General features: G+C 73.3%; 18 protein-coding genes. 7 read left to right on the forward strand and 11 right to left on the reverse strand.

The window, feature by feature from the left end; all coding sequences use genetic code 11:
• Positions 1–32: 32 nt before the first annotated feature.
• Entirely contained in the window at positions 33–2,270 is a 2,238-nt protein-coding gene (gene recG / locus Q5694_RS16275; RefSeq protein WP_333933727.1) for an ATP-dependent DNA helicase RecG, read from the reverse strand.
• 375 nt (positions 2,271–2,645) lie between these two features.
• Here recG and Q5694_RS16280 point away from each other — a divergent pair, with 375 nt between their 5' ends.
• Entirely contained in the window at positions 2,646–5,636 is a 2,991-nt protein-coding gene (locus Q5694_RS16280) for a tetratricopeptide repeat protein (RefSeq protein ID WP_333933728.1), read from the forward strand.
• 20 nt (positions 5,637–5,656) lie between these two features.
• On the opposite strand, the gene Q5694_RS16285 is transcribed toward Q5694_RS16280, so the two are convergent.
• Positions 5,657–7,636 carry a DAK2 domain-containing protein gene (locus Q5694_RS16285; protein WP_333933729.1) on the reverse strand — a complete coding sequence of 660 codons (1,980 nt, stop codon included), beginning with the start codon at positions 7,634–7,636 and terminating at the stop codon, positions 5,657–5,659.
• Positions 7,637–7,903: 267 nt separating this feature from the next.
• On the opposite strand from Q5694_RS16285, the gene rpmB reads away from it, so the two are divergent.
• Positions 7,904–8,089, forward strand: a complete 186-nt coding sequence (gene rpmB / locus Q5694_RS16290) for a 50S ribosomal protein L28 (protein WP_003993230.1) — start codon at positions 7,904–7,906, stop codon at positions 8,087–8,089.
• A gap of 126 nt (positions 8,090–8,215) precedes the next feature.
• Here rpmB and thiD read toward each other — a convergent pair whose 3' ends face one another.
• Both thiD and Q5694_RS16300 read right to left on the reverse strand, forming a co-directional pair.
• The gene (gene thiD, locus Q5694_RS16295; RefSeq protein WP_333933748.1) at positions 8,216–9,007 is read right to left on the reverse strand and encodes a bifunctional hydroxymethylpyrimidine kinase/phosphomethylpyrimidine kinase; all 792 of its coding nucleotides are present in this window, start codon (positions 9,005–9,007) and stop codon (positions 8,216–8,218) included.
• Positions 9,004–9,969, reverse strand: a complete 966-nt coding sequence (locus tag Q5694_RS16300; protein WP_333933749.1) for a thiamine-phosphate kinase — start codon at positions 9,967–9,969, stop codon at positions 9,004–9,006. Before Q5694_RS16300 ends, thiD begins: the two co-directional genes overlap by 4 nt.
• 206 nt (positions 9,970–10,175) lie before the next feature.
• On the opposite strand from Q5694_RS16300, the gene Q5694_RS16305 reads away from it, so the two are divergent.
• Together Q5694_RS16305 and Q5694_RS16310 are read left to right on the forward strand one after the other, a co-directional pair.
• Positions 10,176–10,409: an Lrp/AsnC family transcriptional regulator gene (locus Q5694_RS16305; protein ID WP_031138109.1), complete on the forward strand. Its 234-nt coding sequence runs from the start codon at positions 10,176–10,178 to the stop codon at positions 10,407–10,409.
• Between the two features lie 20 nt (positions 10,410–10,429).
• Positions 10,430–10,945, forward strand: a complete 516-nt coding sequence (locus Q5694_RS16310) for a DUF3515 domain-containing protein (RefSeq protein WP_333933750.1) — start codon at positions 10,430–10,432, stop codon at positions 10,943–10,945.
• 35 nt (positions 10,946–10,980) lie between these two features.
• Here the strand turns inward: Q5694_RS16310 and Q5694_RS16315 are convergent, their stop codons facing one another.
• The 3 genes from Q5694_RS16315 to Q5694_RS16325 are packed head-to-tail and all read right to left on the reverse strand — an operon-like array spanning position 10,981 to position 14,043.
• Positions 10,981–12,138 (reverse strand): D-alanine--D-alanine ligase family protein, encoded by a 1,158-nt coding sequence (locus Q5694_RS16315; RefSeq protein ID WP_333933751.1) that lies wholly within the window; start codon positions 12,136–12,138, stop codon positions 10,981–10,983.
• 58 nt (positions 12,139–12,196) lie between these two features.
• Entirely contained in the window at positions 12,197–13,216 is a 1,020-nt protein-coding gene (locus Q5694_RS16320; RefSeq protein WP_333933752.1) for an NAD(P)H-dependent glycerol-3-phosphate dehydrogenase, read from the reverse strand.
• A complete protein-coding gene (locus Q5694_RS16325; RefSeq protein ID WP_333933753.1) occupies positions 13,213–14,043 on the reverse strand; it encodes a lysophospholipid acyltransferase family protein in 831 nt (276 codons plus the stop codon). The genes Q5694_RS16320 and Q5694_RS16325 overlap by 4 nt, the downstream gene beginning before the upstream one ends.
• Before the next feature lie 157 nt (positions 14,044–14,200).
• Here Q5694_RS16325 and cofC point away from each other — a divergent pair, with 157 nt between their 5' ends.
• Positions 14,201–14,839: a 2-phospho-L-lactate guanylyltransferase gene (cofC, locus tag Q5694_RS16330; RefSeq protein ID WP_333933754.1), complete on the forward strand. Its 639-nt coding sequence runs from the start codon at positions 14,201–14,203 to the stop codon at positions 14,837–14,839.
• Between the two features lie 9 nt (positions 14,840–14,848).
• Positions 14,849–15,052 carry a hypothetical protein gene (locus tag Q5694_RS16335; protein ID WP_333933755.1) on the forward strand — a complete coding sequence of 68 codons (204 nt, stop codon included), beginning with the start codon at positions 14,849–14,851 and terminating at the stop codon, positions 15,050–15,052.
• Between the two features lie 71 nt (positions 15,053–15,123).
• Here Q5694_RS16335 and Q5694_RS16340 read toward each other — a convergent pair whose 3' ends face one another.
• The 4 genes from Q5694_RS16340 to leuC form a co-directional block, all read right to left on the reverse strand.
• The gene (locus Q5694_RS16340; protein ID WP_333933757.1) at positions 15,124–15,774 is read right to left on the reverse strand and encodes an HU family DNA-binding protein; all 651 of its coding nucleotides are present in this window, start codon (positions 15,772–15,774) and stop codon (positions 15,124–15,126) included.
• Positions 15,775–15,910: 136 nt separating this feature from the next.
• The gene (locus Q5694_RS16345) at positions 15,911–16,141 is read right to left on the reverse strand and encodes a hypothetical protein (protein ID WP_333933759.1); all 231 of its coding nucleotides are present in this window, start codon (positions 16,139–16,141) and stop codon (positions 15,911–15,913) included.
• A 277-nt stretch (positions 16,142–16,418) separates the two neighbouring features.
• A complete protein-coding gene (leuD, locus tag Q5694_RS16350; RefSeq protein ID WP_333933760.1) occupies positions 16,419–17,012 on the reverse strand; it encodes a 3-isopropylmalate dehydratase small subunit in 594 nt (197 codons plus the stop codon).
• 6 nt (positions 17,013–17,018) lie between these two features.
• A complete protein-coding gene (leuC, locus tag Q5694_RS16355; RefSeq protein WP_333933761.1) occupies positions 17,019–18,449 on the reverse strand; it encodes a 3-isopropylmalate dehydratase large subunit in 1,431 nt (476 codons plus the stop codon).
• Between the two features lie 196 nt (positions 18,450–18,645).
• On the opposite strand from leuC, the gene ndgR reads away from it, so the two are divergent.
• The gene (gene ndgR, locus Q5694_RS16360) at positions 18,646–19,362 is read left to right on the forward strand and encodes an IclR family transcriptional regulator NdgR (RefSeq protein WP_010044585.1); all 717 of its coding nucleotides are present in this window, start codon (positions 18,646–18,648) and stop codon (positions 19,360–19,362) included.
• The last annotated feature ends 48 nt before the right edge of the window (positions 19,363–19,410 follow it).

The raw sequence follows: 19,410 nt of genomic DNA on the forward strand, positions 1-19,410 counted from the left end.
GATTACGCGCCACGCCCCCGGGCGGGCGCCACTCACCCCTTGTCCAGGTACTGCTCCCTCTCCTCGTCCAGAAGGGCGTCCAAGGCCGTCCTGAGTGCGGGCAGGTGCGTCAGGTCCGGGTCGGCGTCCACCACCGCCGCGGCTTCCTCCCTCGCCTCCGCGATGATCTCCTCGTCCTCGATGACCGCGAGCATTCGCAGGCTGGTGCGGGCGCCGGACTGGGCCTGGCCGAGGACGTCGCCCTCACGGCGCTGCTCGAGGTCGATGCGGGACAGTTCGAACCCGTCCAGCGTGGAGGCGACCGCGGCCAGGCGCTGGCGGGCCGGACTCGCCTCCGGCATCTCGGTGACCAGCAGGCACAGCCCCGGGGCCGAGCCGCGGCCCACGCGCCCGCGCAGCTGGTGGAGCTGGGAGACACCGAAGCGGTCGGCGTCCATGATCACCATGGCGGTGGCGTTGGGGACGTTGACGCCGACCTCGATGACGGTCGTGGCGACCAGCACGTCGGTCTCGCCGGCGGCGAAGCGGCGCATGACGGCGTCCTTGTCGTCCGGGTGCATGCGGCCGTGCAGGACCTCGACCCCGAGCCCCTGGAGGGGTCCCCTCGCCAACTGGTCCGCCACGTCGAGCACGGCGAGCGGGGGCCGCTTGTCCGCCGCGTCCTCGGGGGCCTGCTGCGCCTTCTTCCCGCCGGCCTTCCCCGGGGCGTCCTCCTCGTCGCCGATGCGGGGGCAGACGACGTACGCCTGGTGGCCGTTGCCCACCTCCTCGCGGACCCGTTCCCAGGCGCGGGCGAGGAAGTGCGGTTTGTCGGCGGCCGGGACGACGTGGCTGGCGATCGGCGAACGGCCGGCGGGGAGCTGGTCCAGGACGGAGGTCTCCAGGTCGCCGAAGACCGTCATGGCGACCGTGCGCGGAATGGGCGTGGCGGTCATGACCAGCAGGTGCGGGGGCTGTTTGCCCTTGCCGCGCAGGGCGTCGCGCTGCTCGACGCCGAAGCGGTGCTGCTCGTCGACGACGACGAGGCCCAGGTCGTGGAACTGCACCTTGTCCTCGATGAGCGCGTGCGTGCCGATGACGATGCCGGCTTCGCCGGTGGCGAGGTCGAGCAGGGCGTGGCGGCGGGCGGCGGCGCCCATCGAACCGGTCAGGAGCACGACCTTGGTGCCCTGCTCGGCCCCGCCGAGCATGCCGCCCTCGGCCAGCTCGCCCATCATCTCCACGATGGACCGGTGGTGCTGCTGGGCGAGCACTTCGGTGGGCGCGAGCAGGGCGGCCTGCCCACCCGCGTCGACGACGGCGAGCATGGCCCGCAGGGCGACCATCGTCTTCCCGCTGCCCACCTCCCCCTGCAGCAGCCGGTGCATCGGGTGGGAGGTGGCCAGATCGTCGAAGATCTCCCGGGAGACGCGCTGCTGGCCGTCGGTGAGGGTGAAGGGGAGGCGGGCGTCGAAGGCGGTGAGGAGACCGTCCGGGGCGGGCTTGCGGGGGACGGCGGGGAGCTGGGCGTCCGCGTGGCGGCGGCGGGCGAGGGCGACCTGGAGGACGAAGGCCTCGTCCCACTTCAGGCGGGAGCGGGCGTCCTCGATGTCGGCCTTGGTGTGGGGGCGGTGGATCTTCAGCAGGGCTTCGGGCAGGGGGACGAGCCCGCGGCCCTCGCGCAGGGAGTCCGGGAGCGGGTCGACGGCTTGCCGAGCGGTGGGCAGGACCGTCTGGACCGCCTTGCCGATCTTCCAGGACTCCAGCTTCGCGGTGGCCGGGTAGATCGGGATGAGGGCGCCCGCCCAGGACTCGACGGACGCGCTGGGCTCGTCGGGGTCGCCGCGCAGCAACTCGTACGCGGGATGCGCCAGTTGGAGGCGGCGGTTGAAGACGGAGACCTTGCCGGCGAACATCGCGCGCGTGCCCGGCAGGAGCTCCTTGTGGGGCTTGTGGACGCCGGCGCCGAAGAAGACCAGCTGGAGCCGGCCGCTGCCGTCCGTGATCGTGACCTCCAGGCGCTGGCCCTTGCCGCGCGGGGCCTTGGCTGAGGCGAAGGTGTGCAACCGGGCGTCGGCGACCTGGGCGACCACCGTGACGTGCTCGTCCATGGGCAGGTCGGCGAGGTGGGTGAGCTGCCCGCGCTCCTCGTAGCGGCGCGGGTAGTGGTGGAGCAGGTCTCCGACGGTGTGCAGGCCGAGGTGCTCGGCCATCACCTTCGCGGTGGCGGGGCCGAGCACCGACTTCAGCGGTTGGCGCAGGGGTTCTTCCAGTGCGGGCACGAGATCCATTGCACACCACGTCACTGACATCGGCCTGCAGGGCCCCGGGCGCCGCTGTCGTGAGGATCCGGGAATCCGCTGCTCAGGCGGTCGACGAGGGCCCTAGGATGGCGCGTCACCGGCTCTTTCTCCCGCGGTCACCGCCTCACCCCGGGCCGCCCGACCTCGCGCCGTCGGAGTCCCCGCCGGCGCCGTGAAGATGGATTCCCAGAGATCACAGCCCTCGCCGGCATCACCGTCGCCCTTCTTCCGTCCTGCCTTCCGGGCCGGCCCGCGCGGTCCGGTGCACCTGCCTTCCGATTTCCCCCGCCCCGGGATCCGGCTGCCCGACCGGGCGTCCGCCGGCCTGCCGGAGGAGCCCACCCACCGTGAGGACGAACACGCATGAGCGGGATCGCGGACATCGACGCCCTGCGCCGGGCCATGGCGGACAACGCCGGGCGACCGGAGGGAGCCGGCCGCAACGCGCGCGCCCAGGAGCTGGTGGCCGCGGCCGAGGCGCTCGGCGAGCCGCTCGCCGTGATCGAGGCGCTCGGGCACCAACTGCGGGTCCGCCACCACAGCGGCGAGCGGAGCGGGATGTCCGCCCCCTTCTCGCGCCTGCTGCGCATGTGGGACGAACGGCCCGGGGACTTCGACGCGCACGAGGCCCACTGGCTGCACCGGGTGCTCGAATGGGTTTCCGTCGGCATGCTCGACCAGCCGGACGTGCCGCTCGCCTCGGTCGAGGAGTTCCTCGACGAGATGGAGCACCGCTACCGGCTCGCCGGGTACTCCGAGCGGGCCGTGCGCGGTGCCGAGCACCGGGTGGCGGCGCACCTCGGGGACCTGGAGCGGGCCGGGCGGGCGTACGCCGCGTGGCTGGCCGCCGACCGGGACGGCATGACCGACTGCCCGGCGTGCGAACTGCACGGGCAGGGCTGGTGGCAGGCCGAGCGGGGCCGCGACGCGGAGGCGCTCCGGCTGTGGCGGCCGGTGCTGGAGGGCGAGTACGCCTGCGCCCGCGAGCCCCACACGGTCCTGGCGTCGTCCCTGCTGCCGCTGGTGCGGCTGGGCCGCGTGGACGAGGCCGGGGCGGGCCATCTGCGGGGCTTCCGGCTCGTCCGGGGCATGGAGAGCATGCGGGGCGCCTGCGCGGAGCACGTGGAGTTCTGCGCGCTGACCGGGAACGAGGCACGGGGGCTGGAGCTGCTGGCCGAGCGCCCGGCGTACTTCACCGACGACGGGAACCCGCGCAGCAGGCTGGAGTTCCTGAGCGTGGCGGCCCTGCTCATGGACCGTCTGGTGCTGCTCGGACTCGGCGCGCTGGACGTGCCGGGCCCGGCCGGCCGGGAGTGGACCGCCCGCGAACTCGCCGCCTACGCGCGTGCGGACGCCCTCGCCCTGGCCGCGCGCTTCGACGCGCGCAACGGCACGGCGTACGTGGGTGAGCGGACCCGGGCCCGGATGGCCCAGGAGCCTCTGGCGGACCGGCTGCCGCTGGGAGTGCGCCCGGCCCGGCCCCTTCCGGTCCCCGCTCCGCCGGCGGCCCCGGCTCCCGCCGCCGCGCGGCCGGACCTGCCCGCCCTGCTGGCCGAGGCGCGGCGGCTGTCGGACACCCTGCGGCCGAACGCCGTGGAGGCCTGGGCCGCCGTCGCGGAAGCGGCCGGTGCCCTGGGCGCCGAGCCGGCCGCACGCGACCGGGCCGAGATCGCCGAACACGCGGCGACGAGCCTCGGCCCGGAGGGTGCCGAACTGTTCGAACAGGCCGCCGAGTTGTACGCGGCGTCCGGCGATCCGGGAGAGGCCCTGGCCGCACGCGTGCGTGCCGCGTACGTACGGGCCCTGTCGGGGGACACCGGCGCTGCGGCCGCCGCCGTGGCCGGCCCGTACGAGGAGGCCCTGGCGCTGTACGCCGCGGACGGCACGGGCCTGCGGCAGACGGCGTCGGTCCTGATGGGCCGGGCGCGGGTGCTGCTGCGCGCCGCGCACGAGGCGGCGGGGCCCGGGGCCGGGGCGGCGCGGGCCGAGGCGGAGGCGGCGGTCCGTGAGGTGCTGGCGCTCGTCGACGGGCGGGGCGACGGGGACGTGCGGCTGGCGGCCCGGGCCGCCGAGGCACGGGCCATGCTCGGCGAACTGGCCGAACTGGCCGGGGACCTGCGGACGTCGGCGGAGCTGTTCGCCCAGGGTGCGGCGGCGTTCGTGGCGGCGGGACTGCCCTGGTTCGCGGTGGAGTACGAGGCCCGGCTCGCCACCCTGGCGCACCGGCTCGGTGACACCGCGGGGACCGAACGCGCGCTGCGGGCGGCCCTGGAGCACGGCGGAGCCCAGCTGGAGCCGCCCGGACGGGCCCGGCTGCACCTCCAGCTCGCCGAGGTGACCGGGGGCCGGGGCGACGCCGTGGAGGCCGCGGCGCACGCCCTCCGGGCCGCGCACTGGGCCGACGAGGCCGGGGAGAGCGCGGCGCTGGGCGCCTGGGCGCGGCAGCAGCTCGGCGGTTTCCTGCTGCTGCAGGGCCGGTGGGCCGAGGCCGCGGAGGTGCTGGAGTGCGCGCTGCCCGACCTGGACGCCGGAACGCACGGCGAGGAGGTGGTCGTGCAGACGCTGTGGTGGCTCGGCGACTGCCTGGGCGAGCTGGGCGAGCACCGCGCGGCCGCCGAACGGCGCCTGCGGGCCGCCGAGATCGCCCGCACGTGGCCGGAGCAGCACGACCACGCGACCCTGGTCCACCTGGCCGGGGAATCGTTCGGGCAGGCCGGACTGACCGCCGAGGCGGACCGCGCCTACGCGCGTGCGGGCGGCCTCTGGCGCCGTCTGGGCGATACTGCGGGCCTGGTCCGCGCCCTGCGCGCCCGCGCCTGGCTGGTCGCGGACGCGGACGAGGGACCGGCCGGGGCACGGAAGCTCATGGCGCGCGCCGTCCGGGAGTGCGAGACGGCACTCGACGCCGCCGCGGACGAGGAGACCAGGCACCTGCTCACCGCCGAACTCGGGGACAGCCTCCGCCAGTTCGGCGACCTGCTGGCCGGGTCGGTCACCGGCGGGGATTGCGGGGACCTCGAAGACGGTGCTGCGCGCCCGGCGTTGGAGGACGCCCTGGCCCGGCTGAGGCTGGCGGTGGGGGCCTTCGCCTCCCTCGGCGAGGACGCCCTGCACGACCGCACCGGCGCCGAACTCGCCGCCGGACGAGCGGAGGCCGGGCTGGGCCGCACCGCCGAGGCGAGGGCACGCGCGCGTGGCGTCCTCGCCGCGTACGACGGATACGACGCCTACGGCGGCTGCGGCGACGGGGACGGGGACGGCCCGGACGGATCCGGGAGCGAGCGGGAGACGGTGGCGGCCCGGCGGGCGGAGGCCGAACGGCTGCTGCGGCTCCTGGCGGACCGGCCGGTCTGACTCCGGTCACCGCTCCGCTCCTACTCCACGCCGATGAGGAGCAGGGCCCCCTGCCGTCCGCCCCGGTACACGACGGTGTCGACGGCGAGGTATCCCTCGCGGACCCGGCCCTCCAGGTACCGGGCGACGGTGTCGGGGACGTCCTCGCCCAGCACGAGGGTGACCATCTCGCCCCCGGCGGCGAGCATCCGTTCCAGGACGGTCTCGGCGGTCGTCGTGAGGTCCGGGCCGATCACGGCCACGTCCCCGTCGATCAGGCCGAGGACGTCCCCGGCCTGGCAGATGCCGGCCATGGTCCAGGACTCGTGCTCGGCGACGGTGACCTCGGCGTAGCGGGTGGCTCCGGCCGCCGAGGTCATCGACACGACGTCCTCGTCGAAGCGCCGCTCCGGCTCGTGCACCGCGAGTGCGGCGATGCCCTGGATCGCCGACCGGGTCGGGATCAGGGCCACGCGGACGCCCTCCGTGCGGACCTGCTCGGCGGCCGCCGCCGCGGTGTGGCGCAGCTCTGCGTCGTTGGGCAGCAGGACGACCTCGCGCGCGTGGGCCCGCCGCAGGGCCTGGACGAGCTCTCCGCTGGCCGGCGGCTCCCCGGGGCGGGCCAGCACGGTCGTCGCGCCGGCCTCGGCGTAGAGCCCGGCCAGGCCCTCGCCGGGCACGACGGCCACCACGGCCCGCTGGGCACGCTCCCGGGGCGGCCGCTCGGCGCCGGTGGTGTGCACGTCCCCGGCGCCGAAGTGGGTGATGCGGATGCGGTACGGCCGCCCGGCCTCGATGCCGGCCTCCACTGCGGCGCCCGGGTCGTCGACGTGGACGTGGACGTTCCAGAGGCCGTCGCCGCCGACCACGACGAGTGAGTCGCCGAGGACGTCGAGCCGCTCCCGAAGCCGCACGACCGCCGCGTCCTCGGCCTCCAGGAGGTAGATCACCTCGAAGGCGGGCCCGTCCTGGCCGGCCGCGTCCGCGCCGCCGGGGCCTTCTCCCGGCTCGGCACAGACCGCGACGGCGTCTTCCCGCGACGTCCCGCGCGCGTGCGAAGCGTTCCCGCTGCCGCCGCGCGCGCCCGGCTCCCCCGGCACGCCCTGCTCGGCATCGGCCGTGACGTCCGGCACACCGGTCCCGGCGTGCCCGGTGCCGGGAGTCGCGGGAGGCCCCTTCGGGACCGGCCGGGCCGGCACGCGCGCGTGCTCCCCGGGTGCGTCCACCGCCGCCGGCTCGGCCCCGGCGACCCGCACCCTCTCGGCCGCCTCGACCGCCCCGGCAGCCCTCTGCCGGGAGCCGCGGGCCTCCGGGACGCGCCCCGCATGCGCCGCCGGTCCGCGCGGCCGCTCCCCCGTGAAGGTCTCCACCAGCGCCCCGAGGACCGCGACCAGCCCCCGCCCGCCCGCGTCGACCACCCCGGCCCGTTCGAGGACGGGCAGCCGGGACGGGGTCTCGGCGAGGGCCGTGCGGGCTCCCGCGTAGGCCGCCCGGGCCACCGTCCCGCAGTCGCCCTCGGTGGACTCGGCGGACGCGGCGGCGGCCGAGGCGACCGTGAGCACGGTGCCCTCCACGGGGTGGGCCACGGCGGCACGGGCGGAGTCGGCCGCGTGCCGCAGGGCGAGGCGCAGATCACGGCCGCCCGCCTGCGGGCTCTCACAGCCGGCCAGCACCTGGGCCATGCCGCGCAGCAGCTGCGCGAGGATCGTGCCGGAGTTCCCGCGGGCCCCGATGAGCGCCCCGTGCGCCATCGCCCGGACGGCGTCGGCGAGGGTCGGGCCGTCGGGGCGGCCGCCCGCGCTGCCGGGCGGGCCCGCCGCGTGCCCCGCGAAGACCGCCTCCACGGCACCGGCGGCGGACTCGACGGTGAGGTACAGATTCGTGCCGGTGTCCCCGTCCGCCACCGGGTAGACGTTGATGGCGTCGATCTCCTCGCGCGCCCGTCCCAGGGTCTCCAGCGCGAGGCCGCACCAGGTGCGCACCGCGAGAGCATCGAAGAATGTCTGCGGCACCTGCGCCACTGCGCCTCCCTGAGCTGCTGGACGTGGCTGGCAGCGTAGACCCCGGGGGCGCCGTCCGACCGGCGGAGGGCCGGGGCGGGCCCCTGAGCTGCCATGGTAGTTTCGCTCTACGGGTGCAGCCGTTGTATGCTGCTCCGGTTGCCCGATCCGATCGGGCCTTCCCCCTGGCAGCGCCACTCAGATCCAGCCGGCTCCCGTAGCCCAAGGATCTCGATCCCGGCATGCCGGGATCAACCGTAAGTGCATCTGAAGTCTTTGGAGTGACCCGTGGCTGCCAACTGCGACGTCTGCGGCAAGGGGCCGGGCTTCGGCAACAACATCTCGCACTCGCACCGCCGTACGTCCCGTCGCTGGAACCCGAACATCCAGCGTGTGCGTACCGTGGTGGGCGGGACGCCGAAGCGCGTGAACGCTTGCACCTCGTGCATCAAGGCCGGCAAGGTCTCGCGCTGACGCTCAGCTAGCGCGCGGCCACTGCTGGTTCGCTGCAGAGCCGGTCCACCTCCGGGTGGGCCGGCTTTTTGCCGTGCCCGGACGCGGGCCCCGCGCACGCCCGCATCCGCGTCCCGTGGGCGGCCCTCAGGATCCGGTCCGGAACCGCCAGCCGTGGTCCACCGGCCCGATGCCGCCGCCGAGCGCGAAGCCGGCCGCGATCGCCCCGGTGACGTACTCCTTCGCCGCCGCCACCGCCTCGGGTACGGAGTCGCCCTTGGCGAGCTGCGCGGCGATCGCGGAGGCCAGGGTGCAGCCGGTGCCGTGGGTGTGGCGGTTGTCATGCCGCGGCGCACGCAGCCAGTGCTCCTCGGACCCGTCCGTGAGCAGGTCCACGGCGTCCCCGGACAGATGGCCGCCCTTGATCAGCACCCAGCGCGGGCCGTGGTCCAGCACGGCCGCCGCGGCGTCGCGCAGCTGCCTCTCCGACTCGACGCGCACGCCGGTCAGCTGCGCCACCTCGTCGAGGTTGGGGGTCGCCACCGTCGCCACCGGCAGCAGCATCGTGCGCACCGAGTCCAGCGCGGAGGCGGCGAGCAGGGAGTCGCCGTGCTTGGAGACGCCCACCGGGTCGACGACCGCCGGGGCGTCCGTCCCCGCGAGCAACTCGGCGACCGCCTCGACCAGTTCCGCCGAGGCGAGCATGCCGGTCTTGACCGCCCGTACGCCGATGTCGTCGACGACGCTGCGGTACTGGGCCCGGACGGCCTCCACCGGCAGTTCCCAAGCGCCCTGCACGCCGAGGGAGTTCTGCGCGGTCACGGCCGTGAGGACGCTCATGCCGTGCACACCGAGCGCCAGCATCGTCTTGAGATCGGCCTGGATGCCCGCGCCTCCGCCGGAGTCGGAGCCCGCCACCGTGAGGACGTTGGGGATCATGAGTCGAGGTCCCCGAAGTGGTCCCAGCCGCCCTTGCTGGTCCACGGCGCCCCGTCGACCGTCACCTGGGGCAGCGCGGAGGGGTTGAGGACCTCGCCGATGACCTTCCAGCGGGCGGGCAGCTTCACGTCGGGCGGGAAGGTCGCCACGATGGCGTGGTCCTCTCCCCCGGTCAGCACCCACTGCATCGGGTCGACGCCGACGGCCTGCCCGATGTCGTTCATCTGCGACGGGATGTCGATGGCCTGGGAACGGATGTCGATGCGGACCTTGCTGGCCTCGGCGATGTGCCCGAGGTCGGCGATCAGCCCGTCGCTCACGTCGCACATGGCGGTCGCCCCGAGCCCGGCGGCGGCCGGGCCCGCGTGGTACGGGGGTTCCGGGCGCCGGTGGGCCTCCACGAACGCCCGGGGCGAGCGGAAGCCGCGCGAGAGCACCGCGTAACCGGCCGCGGACCAGCCGAGCCAGCCGGTCACCGCGACGAGGTCGCCGGGCTGGGCGCCCGCCCGGGTCACCGGCTCCTGGTTGCGCAGGTCGCCCAGCGCGGTGATCGACACCATGATCGAGTCGCCGCGCACGACGTCGCCGCCCACCACGGCGGCACCCGCGACCTGGCACTCGTCGCGCAGGCCGTCCATCAGCTCGCTCGGCCAGGTCACCGGCAGTTCGGCCGGGACGACCAGGCCCAGCAGCAGCGCGGTCGGCACGGCGCCCATGGCGGCGATGTCGGCGAGGTTCTGCGCGGCCGCCTTGCGGCCGACGTCGTAGGCCGTCGACCAGTCGCGGCGGAAGTGCCGGCCCTCCACCAGGATGTCCGTGCTGGCCACGACCCTGCGGTCGGGCGCGGCCACCACGGCGGCGTCGTCGCCGGGGCCGACCCGGACGGCCGGTGTGGTGGTCAGACGGGAGGTGAGCTCCCTGATGAGCCCGAACTCACCGAGCTCACCAACAGTGCCCTTCATTGCCCTTGCTCCCCTTCTGTCCCTGTCCGTGCCCGGTCGCGGGGCGTCTCGGTCCTCGCTACCGTCGAGGTGACCGTCAAGTTCTGCCGGACACCGGCCCCGGCGCGCAAGACCCGGGTCCCGCGGGTCTCCCCGCGGCGAGCGGCGACGCGATACCGTGGCGTTCCTTTTCCCCACATGATCCTCGTGGCCGCCCTGGAGGTTCCGTGGTACAGGCGTACATCCTGATCCAGACGGAGGTCGGCAAGGCGTCGACCGTCGCCGAGACGATCACCAAGATCCCTGGGGTCATCCAGGCCGAGGACGTGACGGGACCGTACGACGTGATCGTGCGGGCGCAGGCCGACACCGTCGACGACCTCGGCCGCATGGTGGTCGCCAAGGTCCAGCAGGTGGACGGCATCACCCGCACCCTGACCTGCCCGGTCGTCCATCTGTAGCCCCCGTCTACCCTGGGCCGGTGAACTCCTTCCGCCACCGGCACCGTCCTGTTCTCCGCCTGTCCCGCCTGCCCGCTCTCGCGCTGTTGATCACTGCGGCGGGCTGCTCCTCAGCAGACGACAGCGCGTCGGCGGCGGTTCCCAGTCCGGACGCGAAGGTCGCGGAACTGTGCCGGAACCTGGACAAGGTACTGCCCGCGGAGGTGGACGGTGAGCGCCGCGGGGATCCCGAGCCCGCGTCGGCGCTGACGGCGGCCTGGGGCAGCCCGGCGATCATACTGCGCTGCGGTGTGCCGCAGCCGCCGAAGATGGTCGATCCGAAGGTGGCCGAGGGGCGGGACTCCGACGCGGTGGCCGGCGGGGTGAACGGCGTCGACTGGCTCATGGAACGGCAGGGCGGCGGCCACCGGTTCACCACCGCCAACCGCGAGGCGTACGTCGAGGTGCAGGTCCCGGAGGGGGTCGACGGCTCCGCCGCCCTGATCGACCTGGCCCCGGCCGTGAAGAAGGCGATCCCCAAGGGGATCGCCTCCTGACATCGTGCGGCCGGGCGCGCGCCCGGCCCGCCTGTTCAGCGCAGGCCGGTCGGGCGGCGCAGGGCCGCCTGCACCAGCCGGTCGATCAGCTCGGGGTAGCTCACCCCGCTCGCCTGCCACATCTGCGGGTACATCGAGATGGGCGTGAAGCCGGGCATCGTGTTGATCTCGTTGATCACGAAGTCGCCGTCCTCGGTGAGGAAGAAGTCCGCGCGGACCAGTCCCTCGCAGGACGCCGCCTCGAAGGCGTCGACCGCCAGGCGCTGCACCTCGGCCGTCTCCTCGGGCGTCAGCGGCGCCGGCACGATGCCGGGCGTGGAGTCGATGTACTTGGCCTCGAAGTCGTAGTAGGCCTGCGCCTCGGGCGGGGGGATCTCCGCGGGCAGGGAGGCCCGGGGGCCGTCCTCGAACTCCAGGACGCCGCACTCGATCTCGCGGCCGCGCAGGGCGGCCTCCACGAGGATCTTCGGGTCGTGGCGCCGGGCCTCGGCGATCGCCTCGTCGAGACCGGAGAGGTCGTCGACCTTGGTGATGCCGATGGAGGAGCCGGCGCGCGAGGGCTTCACGAACAGCGGCCAGCCGTGCTCGCCGGCGAAGTCCACGATCTTCTTGCGGGCCGCGGCCTGGTCGCCCTCCCACTCGCGCGGCCGGATCACCGCGTACGGGCCGACCTTGAGCCCGAAGGAGGTGAACACCCGCTTCATGTACTCCTTGTCCTGGCCGACGGCCGAGGCGAGCACGCCCGACCCCACGTACGGGACGCCGGACAGCTCCAGCAGGCCCTGCAGGGTGCCGTCCTCGCCGTAGGGGCCGTGCAGCACCGGGAAGACCACGTCGACCTCGCCGAGCGCCTTGGGCACCGATCCCGGCTCGCTGTAGACGACTTCGCGGTTGGCGGGGTCGACCGGGAGGATCACTCCGCCCTCGTCGGACTCGGCGATGGCGTCCACGCTCGGGGGCCGCCGGTCCACGATCGCCATCCGCTCCGGTTCGTCCGCCGTGAGCGCCCAACGGCCGTCCTGGGTGATGCCGATCGGCAGGACGTCGTACTTGGTCCGGTCGATGGCCTTCAGGACGGCGCCGGCGGTGACCACGGAGATCCCGTGTTCGGAGCTGCGGCCGCCGAACACGACGGCCACACGCGGCTTGCGAGGCGGCTGCTCGGGGCTCTGGGGGAGGTTCTCGGTGCTCATATCGCGATGAGAGTACCCGGTGGTAGGGCCCGGAGACAGCGCCGCCGGGCCGCGTCGCTCAGCGTCGTTCGGGCTTCGCGCTGCGCGACATCAGCTCCTTGAGGGCGACCACCGGAGGCTTGCCCTCGTGCACGATGCCGACGACCGTTTCGGTGATCGGCATGTCGACGCCGTGCCGCCGGGCCAGATCCAGTACCGACTCGCAGGACTTGACGCCCTCGGCGGTCTGCTTGGTGACCGCGATGGTCTCCTGCAGGGTCATGCCCTTGCCGAGGTTGGTGCCGAAGGTGTGGTTGCGCGACAGCGGCGAGGAGCAGGTGGCCACCAGGTCGCCCAGGCCCGCGAGTCCGGAGAAGGTCAGCGGGTCGGCGCCGAGGGCCATGCCGAGCCGGGTCGTCTCGGCGAGGCCGCGGGTGATGAGCGAGCCCTTGGCGTTGTCGCCGAGCCCCATGCCGTCCGCGATGCCGACGGCCAGGCCGATGACGTTCTTCACGGCCCCGCCCAGTTCGCACCCCACCACGTCCGTGTTGGTGTACGGGCGGAAGTACGGGGTGTGGCAGGCGGCCTGGAGCCGCTGGGCGACGGCCTCGTCGGTGCAGGCGACCACGGCCGCGGCCGGCATCCGCGCGGCGATCTCCCGCGCCAGGTTCGGGCCCGTGACGACGGCGATCCGGTCCTGGCCGACCTTGGCCACGTCGTCGATGACCTCGCTCATCCGCATGGCGGAGCCGAGTTCGACGCCCTTCATCAGCGACACCAGGACCGTGTCCGGGGCGAGCAGCGGCGTCCACTCGGCGAGGTTGCCGCGCAGGGTCTGCGAGGGGACCGACAGGACGGTGAAGTCGGCACCGGCCGCGGCCTCGGCGGGGTCCGTCGTGGCGCGGATGCCGTCGGGCAGCTCGACGCCCGGGAAGTAGTCGGGGTTGGTCCGGGTGGAGTTGATCGCCTCCACCAGTTCCGGGCGGCGTCCCCACAGGGTGACCTCGCACCCGGCGTCGGCGAGCACCATGCCGAAGGCCGTGCCCCACGAACCGGCGCTCAGGACCGCCGCCTTGACCGGCTTGACCGGCTTGCTCACGTGCCCAGCCCTTCTTCCTGCGTCGTCTGCGCGGTCTTCGACGGCGGCGCGGAGCGCACCGTGGGTTCCGGCCGCTGCCCGGCCCGGCCCGCCTGCGCCTGCGTGCGGCGCCGCTGCTCGATCCGCTCCCGGCGCGGGTCGTAGGGCGTCTCGGGTGCCTTCTCGCCGCGGATCTGCTCCAGCTGGGCGGTGACGGCGGCCATGATGACCTCGGTGGCCTCCTTCAGCAGGTCCGCGGTCATCTCCCGGCCGTAGAAACGGGAGAGGTCCACCGGCGGCCCGGCGAGGACGCGGTGCGTCTTGCGCGGCAGCAGGTGCGGCTTCTTCGCGTACGGCGGCAGCAGTTCGTTGCAGCCCCACTGCGCCACCGGGATCACGGGGCACCTGGTCTGCAGCGCGACGCGGGCGGCCCCGGTCTTGGCCGTCATGGGCCAGCCGTCCGGGTCGCGCGTGAGGGTGCCCTCGGGATAGAACGCGACGCATTCCCCGCGGTTCACTGCGTCGATCGCGGCCCGGAAGGCGCTGAGCGCGTCCGTGCTCTCCCGGTAGACGGGGATCTGGCCGGTGCCGCGCATCGCGGCGCCGACGAATCCCTTCTTGAATAGACCGCTCTTCGCGAGGAATCGCGGGACGCGTCCGGTGTTGTACTGGAAATGCGCGTAAGCGAAGGGATCGATGTGCGAATTGTGGTTCACCGCGGTGATGAATCCGCCCTCGGCAGGAATGTTTTCCATTCCGCGCCAGTCCCGCTTGAGCAGTACCACCAGTGGCGGTTTGCAGATCACCGCAGCGAAGCGGTACCAGAAGCCGATTCTGCGGCGGGACACGCGGACACCTTCCTCTAGGGCCTGAAGCGGGGGCCTCGGGGGGCCGCACAAGTGTCGCCCCAGGCCGCCGGTCTGTCGAGAACACCGTACGCCCCGGCACGCCGCGCGCCTCAGGCCGCGGGTGACAATGACCGCGACAAGAGGAGGACGGACCCCCGTGCAGTGGACCCTGGTCGTACCCCTGAAGCCCCTGGCCCGGGCCAAGAGCCGGCTCGCGGACACCGCGGACGACGGGCTGCGGCCGGGCCTGGCGCTCGCCTTCGCCCAGGACACCGTGGCGGCCGCGCTGGCCTGCCCGGCGGTACGCGATGTGGCAGTCGTCACGGACGACGGCCGGGCGGGCCGCGAGCTGGCCGCACTGGGCGCCGCGATCGTCCCCGACGAACCGGGGAACGGCCTCAACGCCGCCCTGGCCCACGGGACGGACGTCGTGCGCTCCCGCCGTCCGGCGGCCCGGGTGGCGGCGCTCAACGCCGATCTGCCGGCCCTGCGCCCCGGCGAATTGTCCCGGGTGCTGGAGGCGGCCGGGGAATTCCCGCGTGCATTTCTCGCGGACGCCGCCGCAATCGGCACGACGCTGCTGGCCGCCGCCCCGGGCCGGGAATTGCGCCCGGCGTTCGGCGCCGGTTCCCGGGCTCGGCACCGGGCGTCCGGGGCGGTGGAACTGGCTGTCGCCGGCGTCGACTCGGTGCGCCAGGACGTGGACACCGGCGCCGACCTGCGCAGCGCGCTGGCCCTGGGGGTCGGCCCTCATACGGCCGCGGCCGCCGCGCGGTTGCTGATACCCGGGCAGTAGGCTGCGGCCATGCAGGCGACCGCGTACACGTACGACCCCGAAAGCCGCAGCGGGCAGGTGCTCCTGGACGACGGCACCCCGGTGCCCTTCGACGCGGCGGCGTTCGACGCGGGCGGCCTGCTGCTGCTGCGTCCGGGCCAGCGGGTCCGCATCGAGGCGGAGGGCGCCGGTGATGACCTCAGGATCACTCTGGTGACCCTCCAGACCCTCTGACCACACGCCGAACGCGCCGCGGGCCGGACTCCCCTGGGGAGTCCGGCCCGGCGTGTGAGTACCCGGCGCCCTTACTTCTTGCGGGCGGTGGTCTTCTTGGCGGTGGTCTTGCGCGCCGTCGACTTCTTGGCCGGCGCCTTCTTGGCGGTGGCCTTCTTCGTGGCCGGGGCCGTCTTGGCGGTGGTCTTCTTCGCGGCGGTGGTCTTGGAGGTGGCCGCCGTCTTCTTGGCGGGCGCCTTCTTCGCCGTCGTCTTCTTCGCGGCGGCCGTCTTGGACGTGCCGGCCGTCTTCTTGGCGGCGGTCTTGCGCGCCGTGGTGGTCTTCGCCGCTCCCGCCGTCTTCTTCGCCGCGGCCTTCTTGCCGGCGGACTTGGCGATGGTGGGGGGCGGACCGGAGAGGCTGCCCTTGGGGGCCTTCTTGACGGCGATGTCACCCTTCGGGAGCTTCTTCGAGCCGCTGACCAGGTCCTTGAAGCCCTGGCCCGCGCGGAAACGCGGAACGGAGGTCTTCTTGACCCGAACCCGCTCGCCCGTCTGGGGGTTACGGGCGTAGCGGGCCGGACGGTCGACCTTCTCGAAGGAACCGAAGCCGGTGACCGAGACCCGGTCACCCGCGACCACCGCGCGGACGATGGCGTCCAGTACATGGTCGACAGCATCGGCGGCCTGCTGGCGGCCGCCCATCTTGTCGGCAATCGCTTCTACGAGCTGCGCCTTGTTCACGTCTTCCCCTTCGGAGACATCGCCAGAACGAAAGTGTTCAAGCTTTTTCGCACGTTAGGCAGATATATACCGCAAATCAAACACGAAACGGGCTTATCACCCTTGTGCCGCAACGAACTCGACGGTGCCGTACGGTTCAGCGTTCCTCGACGGGGAGACGTCCCTCGTCGAGATCCGCGGTGAACCGCTCCAGCCGCCTTGCCGCGTCGGCGAGATCGTGCTTGGCCGCGGCCGTAATGACCAGCAGCTTCCGGGTCAGCGCCATCCGTACGCCCTCCGGGACTTGCAGTGCGCGCACTCTTGCATGCGCTTCTTTGAGTTGGTCCGCGACCGCCGCATAGAGCTCGAGTTGGCCGTCGTGTTCCATGCACAGATTGTGCCATCTGGGGCGAGTTGTCGCCTGCGCAGGGCACAACTGCGGCCCCGGACGGCCTTTCCGGCACCTGTGGAAGTCACGGCTGCATCTCCCACCTACCCCGGCAACCACCTGCATAACGTGGGAAGTTGCCCTCGCTCCGGGGGGTGGGCAGGGCCGTTCGGGTGCAGAAACGCCCGTACCCCCGATCGGGCTGATCGGGGGTACGGGCGGGGTGTTGCGGTGGCCGAAAGTCGCCTTGCTCGGGCGCCGGGGTCCGTGCTGTGGATCAGACGGGCAGCGTCCGCGGCTTGAACGACGGGCGCTTCGCCTCGTACGCGGCGATGTCCGCCTCGTTCTGCAGGGTGATCGAGATGTCGTCGAGACCGTTCAGCAGCCGCCAGCGGGCGTTCTCGTCCAGCTCGAAGGGGGCGGTGACGCCCTCGGCGCGCACCTCGCGGCTCTCCAGGTCGACGGTGATCCGGGTCTGCGGGTCCTTCTCGGTGAGCTCCCACAGCGCGTCCACGGTCTGCTGCTCCAGCACGACCGTGAGCAGGCCGTTCTTCAGCGAGTTGCCGCGGAAGATGTCGGCGAACCGGGAGGAGATCACGGCCTTGAAGCCGTAGTTCTGCAGCGCCCACACGGCGTGCTCACGGGAGGAGCCGGTGCCGAAGTCGGGCCCGGCGACCAGGACGGTCGCGCCCTGCCGTTCGGGGCGGTTGAGGACGAACTCGGGGTCCTTGCGCCAGGCCTCGAACAGCCCGTCCTCGAACCCGTCGCGCGTGACCTTCTTGAGCCAGTGGGCGGGGATGATCTGGTCGGTGTCGACGTTGCTGCGGCGCAGCGGGACGGCCCGGCCGGTGTGGGTGGTGAACGCTTCCATGACTGATCAGACTCCAGCGGGCGTGGGGACGTCGGCGTCGGACAGGTCGGCCGGGGAGGCCAGGTGGCCCAGTACGGCGGTCGCCGCCGCCACCTGCGGCGACACCAGGTGCGTACGGCCGCCCTTGCCCTGCCGGCCCTCGAAGTTGCGGTTGGAGGTGGACGCGGAGCGCTCACCCGGGGCCAGCTGGTCCGGGTTCATGCCGAGGCACATCGAGCAGCCCGCGTGCCGCCACTCGGCGCCGGCCTCCTTGAAGACGACGTCCAAGCCCTCGGAGACGGCCTGCAGTCCGACCCGCGCCGAGCCCGGGACGACCAGCATCCGTACCCCGTCGGCGACTTTGCGGCCCTGGAGCAGCTCGGCGGCGGCCCGCAGGTCCTCGATGCGGCCGTTGGTGCAGGAGCCTACGAAGACGGTGTCGACCTTGATGGAGCGCAGCGGCTGCCCCGCCTCCAACCCCATGTACTCAAGGGCCCGTTCGGCGGCGTGTCGCTCCGATGCGTCTTCGTACGAAGCGGGATCGGGGACGGACGCCGAAAGCGGTGCGCCCTGCCCGGGGTTGGTGCCCCAGGTGACGAACGGGGACAGCTCGGCGGCCTCGATGACGACCTCGGCGTCGAACTCGGCGTCCTCGTCCGTCCTCAGCGTCTTCCAGTAGGCGACGGCCGCGTCCCAATCCTCGCCCTCGGGGGCGTGCGGACGGCCCTTGAGGTACGCGAACGTGGTCTCGTCCGGAGCGATCATGCCCGCGCGGGCGCCGGCCTCGATCGACATGTTGCAGATGGTCATGCGGGCCTCCATCGAGAGCTTCTCGATGGCCTCGCCGCGGTACTCCAGGACGTAGCCCTGGCCGCCGCCCGTGCCGATCTTCGCGATGATCGCCAGGATCAGGTCCTTGGCGGTGACGCCCTCGGGCAGTTCGCCGTTGACCGTGATCGCCATGGTCTTGGGGCGGGTCATCGGCAGCGTCTGGGTGGCGAGCACGTGCTCGACCTGCGAGGTGCCGATGCCGAACGCCAGCGCGCCGAAGGCGCCGTGGGTGGAGGTGTGGGAGTCGCCGCAGACCACGGTGGTGCCCGGCTGGGTCAGGCCCAGCTGCGGGCCCACGACGTGCACCACGCCCTGCTCGACGTCGCCCAGCGGGTGCAGGCGCACGCCGAACTCGGCGGCGTTCTTGCGCAGCGTCTCCAGCTGCACCCGGGAGACCGGGTCGGCGATCGGCTTGTCGATGTCGAGCGTGGGGGTGTTGTGGTCCTCGGTGGCGATGGTGAGGTCGAGGCGGCGCACGGTGCGGCCGCTCTTGCGGAGGCCGTCGAAGGCCTGCGGGCTGGTCACCTCGTGCAGCAGGTGCAGATCGATGAAGAGAAGGTCGGGCTCGCCCTCCGCGCGCCGGACGACGTGGTCGTCCCAGACTTTCTCCGCGAGTGTCCTACCCATCGCTGTTCCCTCCGGCCGGCGACGGTCCGCCGACCCAACTAGAGATCTTGAGGAGGCGGCGCCCGTTCCCCTGAACCCGGGCACGCACCACCAGGCCCTTACGTCACGGGCCCGTTGTGACTTCGTGATTCCAGGGTGGCGGGTTCGGAGGAAAATTGAACTTGCGTTTCACAGAGTGAGACGGGAGTATCGTTGCATGGACAACAGTAGCGGCGTCGGCGTTCTGGACAAGGCGGCCCTCGTCCTGAGCGCTCTGGAGTCCGGTCCGGCCACCCTCGCGGGCCTGGTCGGCGCCACCGGACTGGCACGACCCACGGCCCACCGCCTGGCCGTGGCGCTGGAACACCACCGCATGGTGGCGCGGGACATGCAGGGCCGTTTCATTCTCGGCCCTCGGCTGGCCGAGCTGGCCGCGGCAGCGGGTGAGGACCGCCTCCTCGCCACCGCGGGCCCGGTGCTCACTCATCTGCGGGACGTCACGGGCGAGAGCGCGCAGCTCTACCGCCGCCAGGGCGACATGCGCATCTGCGTCGCCGCCGCGGAGCGGCTGTCCGGACTGCGGGACACCGTCCCGGTCGGTTCGACCCTCACGATGAAGGCAGGCTCCTCGGCGCAGATCCTGCTGGCCTGGGAGGAGCCGGAGCGGCTGCACCGCGGCCTGCAGGGCGCCCGTTTCACGGCGACGGCCCTGTCGGGCGTACGGCGGCGCGGCTGGGCCCAGTCGATCGGTGAGCGCGAGCCGGGCGTCGCGTCCGTGTCCGCGCCGGTGCGGGGGCCGTCGAACCGGGTGGTGGCGGCCGTTTCCGTCTCCGGGCCGATCGAGCGGCTGACGCGTCATCCCGGCCGGATGCACGCGCAGGCCGTGATCGACGCGGCAGGGCGTCTGTCCGAGGCGCTGCGCCGCACCGGCTGAAGCGACGGTGCTGTCCCGGGGAGGCCGGCTCGACGCCGCGGCGGGCCT

Origin of the sequence: Streptomyces sp. AHA2, assembly GCF_036857595.1 — a bacterium.
Lineage (GTDB): Bacteria > Actinomycetota > Actinomycetes > Streptomycetales > Streptomycetaceae > Streptomyces.

Excerpts from the sequence above, each read along its gene's own strand:
- thiD (WP_333933748.1), bottom strand. The coding sequence starts at position 9,007 with ATGATCCCCAACGTCCTCACGGTGGCGGGCTCCGACTCCGGCGGAGGC.
- leuD (WP_333933760.1), bottom strand. The coding sequence starts at position 17,012 with ATGGAAGCGTTCACCACCCACACCGGCCGGGCCGTCCCGCTGCGCCGC.
- ndgR (WP_010044585.1), top strand. The coding sequence starts at position 18,646 with ATGGACAACAGTAGCGGCGTCGGCGTTCTGGACAAGGCGGCCCTCGTC.
- Q5694_RS16345 (WP_333933759.1), bottom strand. The coding sequence starts at position 16,141 with ATGGAACACGACGGCCAACTCGAGCTCTATGCGGCGGTCGCGGACCAA.
- Q5694_RS16280 (WP_333933728.1), top strand. The coding sequence starts at position 2,646 with ATGAGCGGGATCGCGGACATCGACGCCCTGCGCCGGGCCATGGCGGAC.
- leuC (WP_333933761.1), bottom strand. The coding sequence starts at position 18,449 with ATGGGTAGGACACTCGCGGAGAAAGTCTGGGACGACCACGTCGTCCGG.
- recG (WP_333933727.1), bottom strand. The coding sequence starts at position 2,270 with ATGGATCTCGTGCCCGCACTGGAAGAACCCCTGCGCCAACCGCTGAAG.
- Q5694_RS16335 (WP_333933755.1), top strand. The coding sequence starts at position 14,849 with ATGCAGGCGACCGCGTACACGTACGACCCCGAAAGCCGCAGCGGGCAG.
- Q5694_RS16300 (WP_333933749.1), bottom strand. The coding sequence starts at position 9,969 with ATGAAGGGCACTGTTGGTGAGCTCGGTGAGTTCGGGCTCATCAGGGAG.
- Q5694_RS16315 (WP_333933751.1), bottom strand. The coding sequence starts at position 12,138 with ATGAGCACCGAGAACCTCCCCCAGAGCCCCGAGCAGCCGCCTCGCAAG.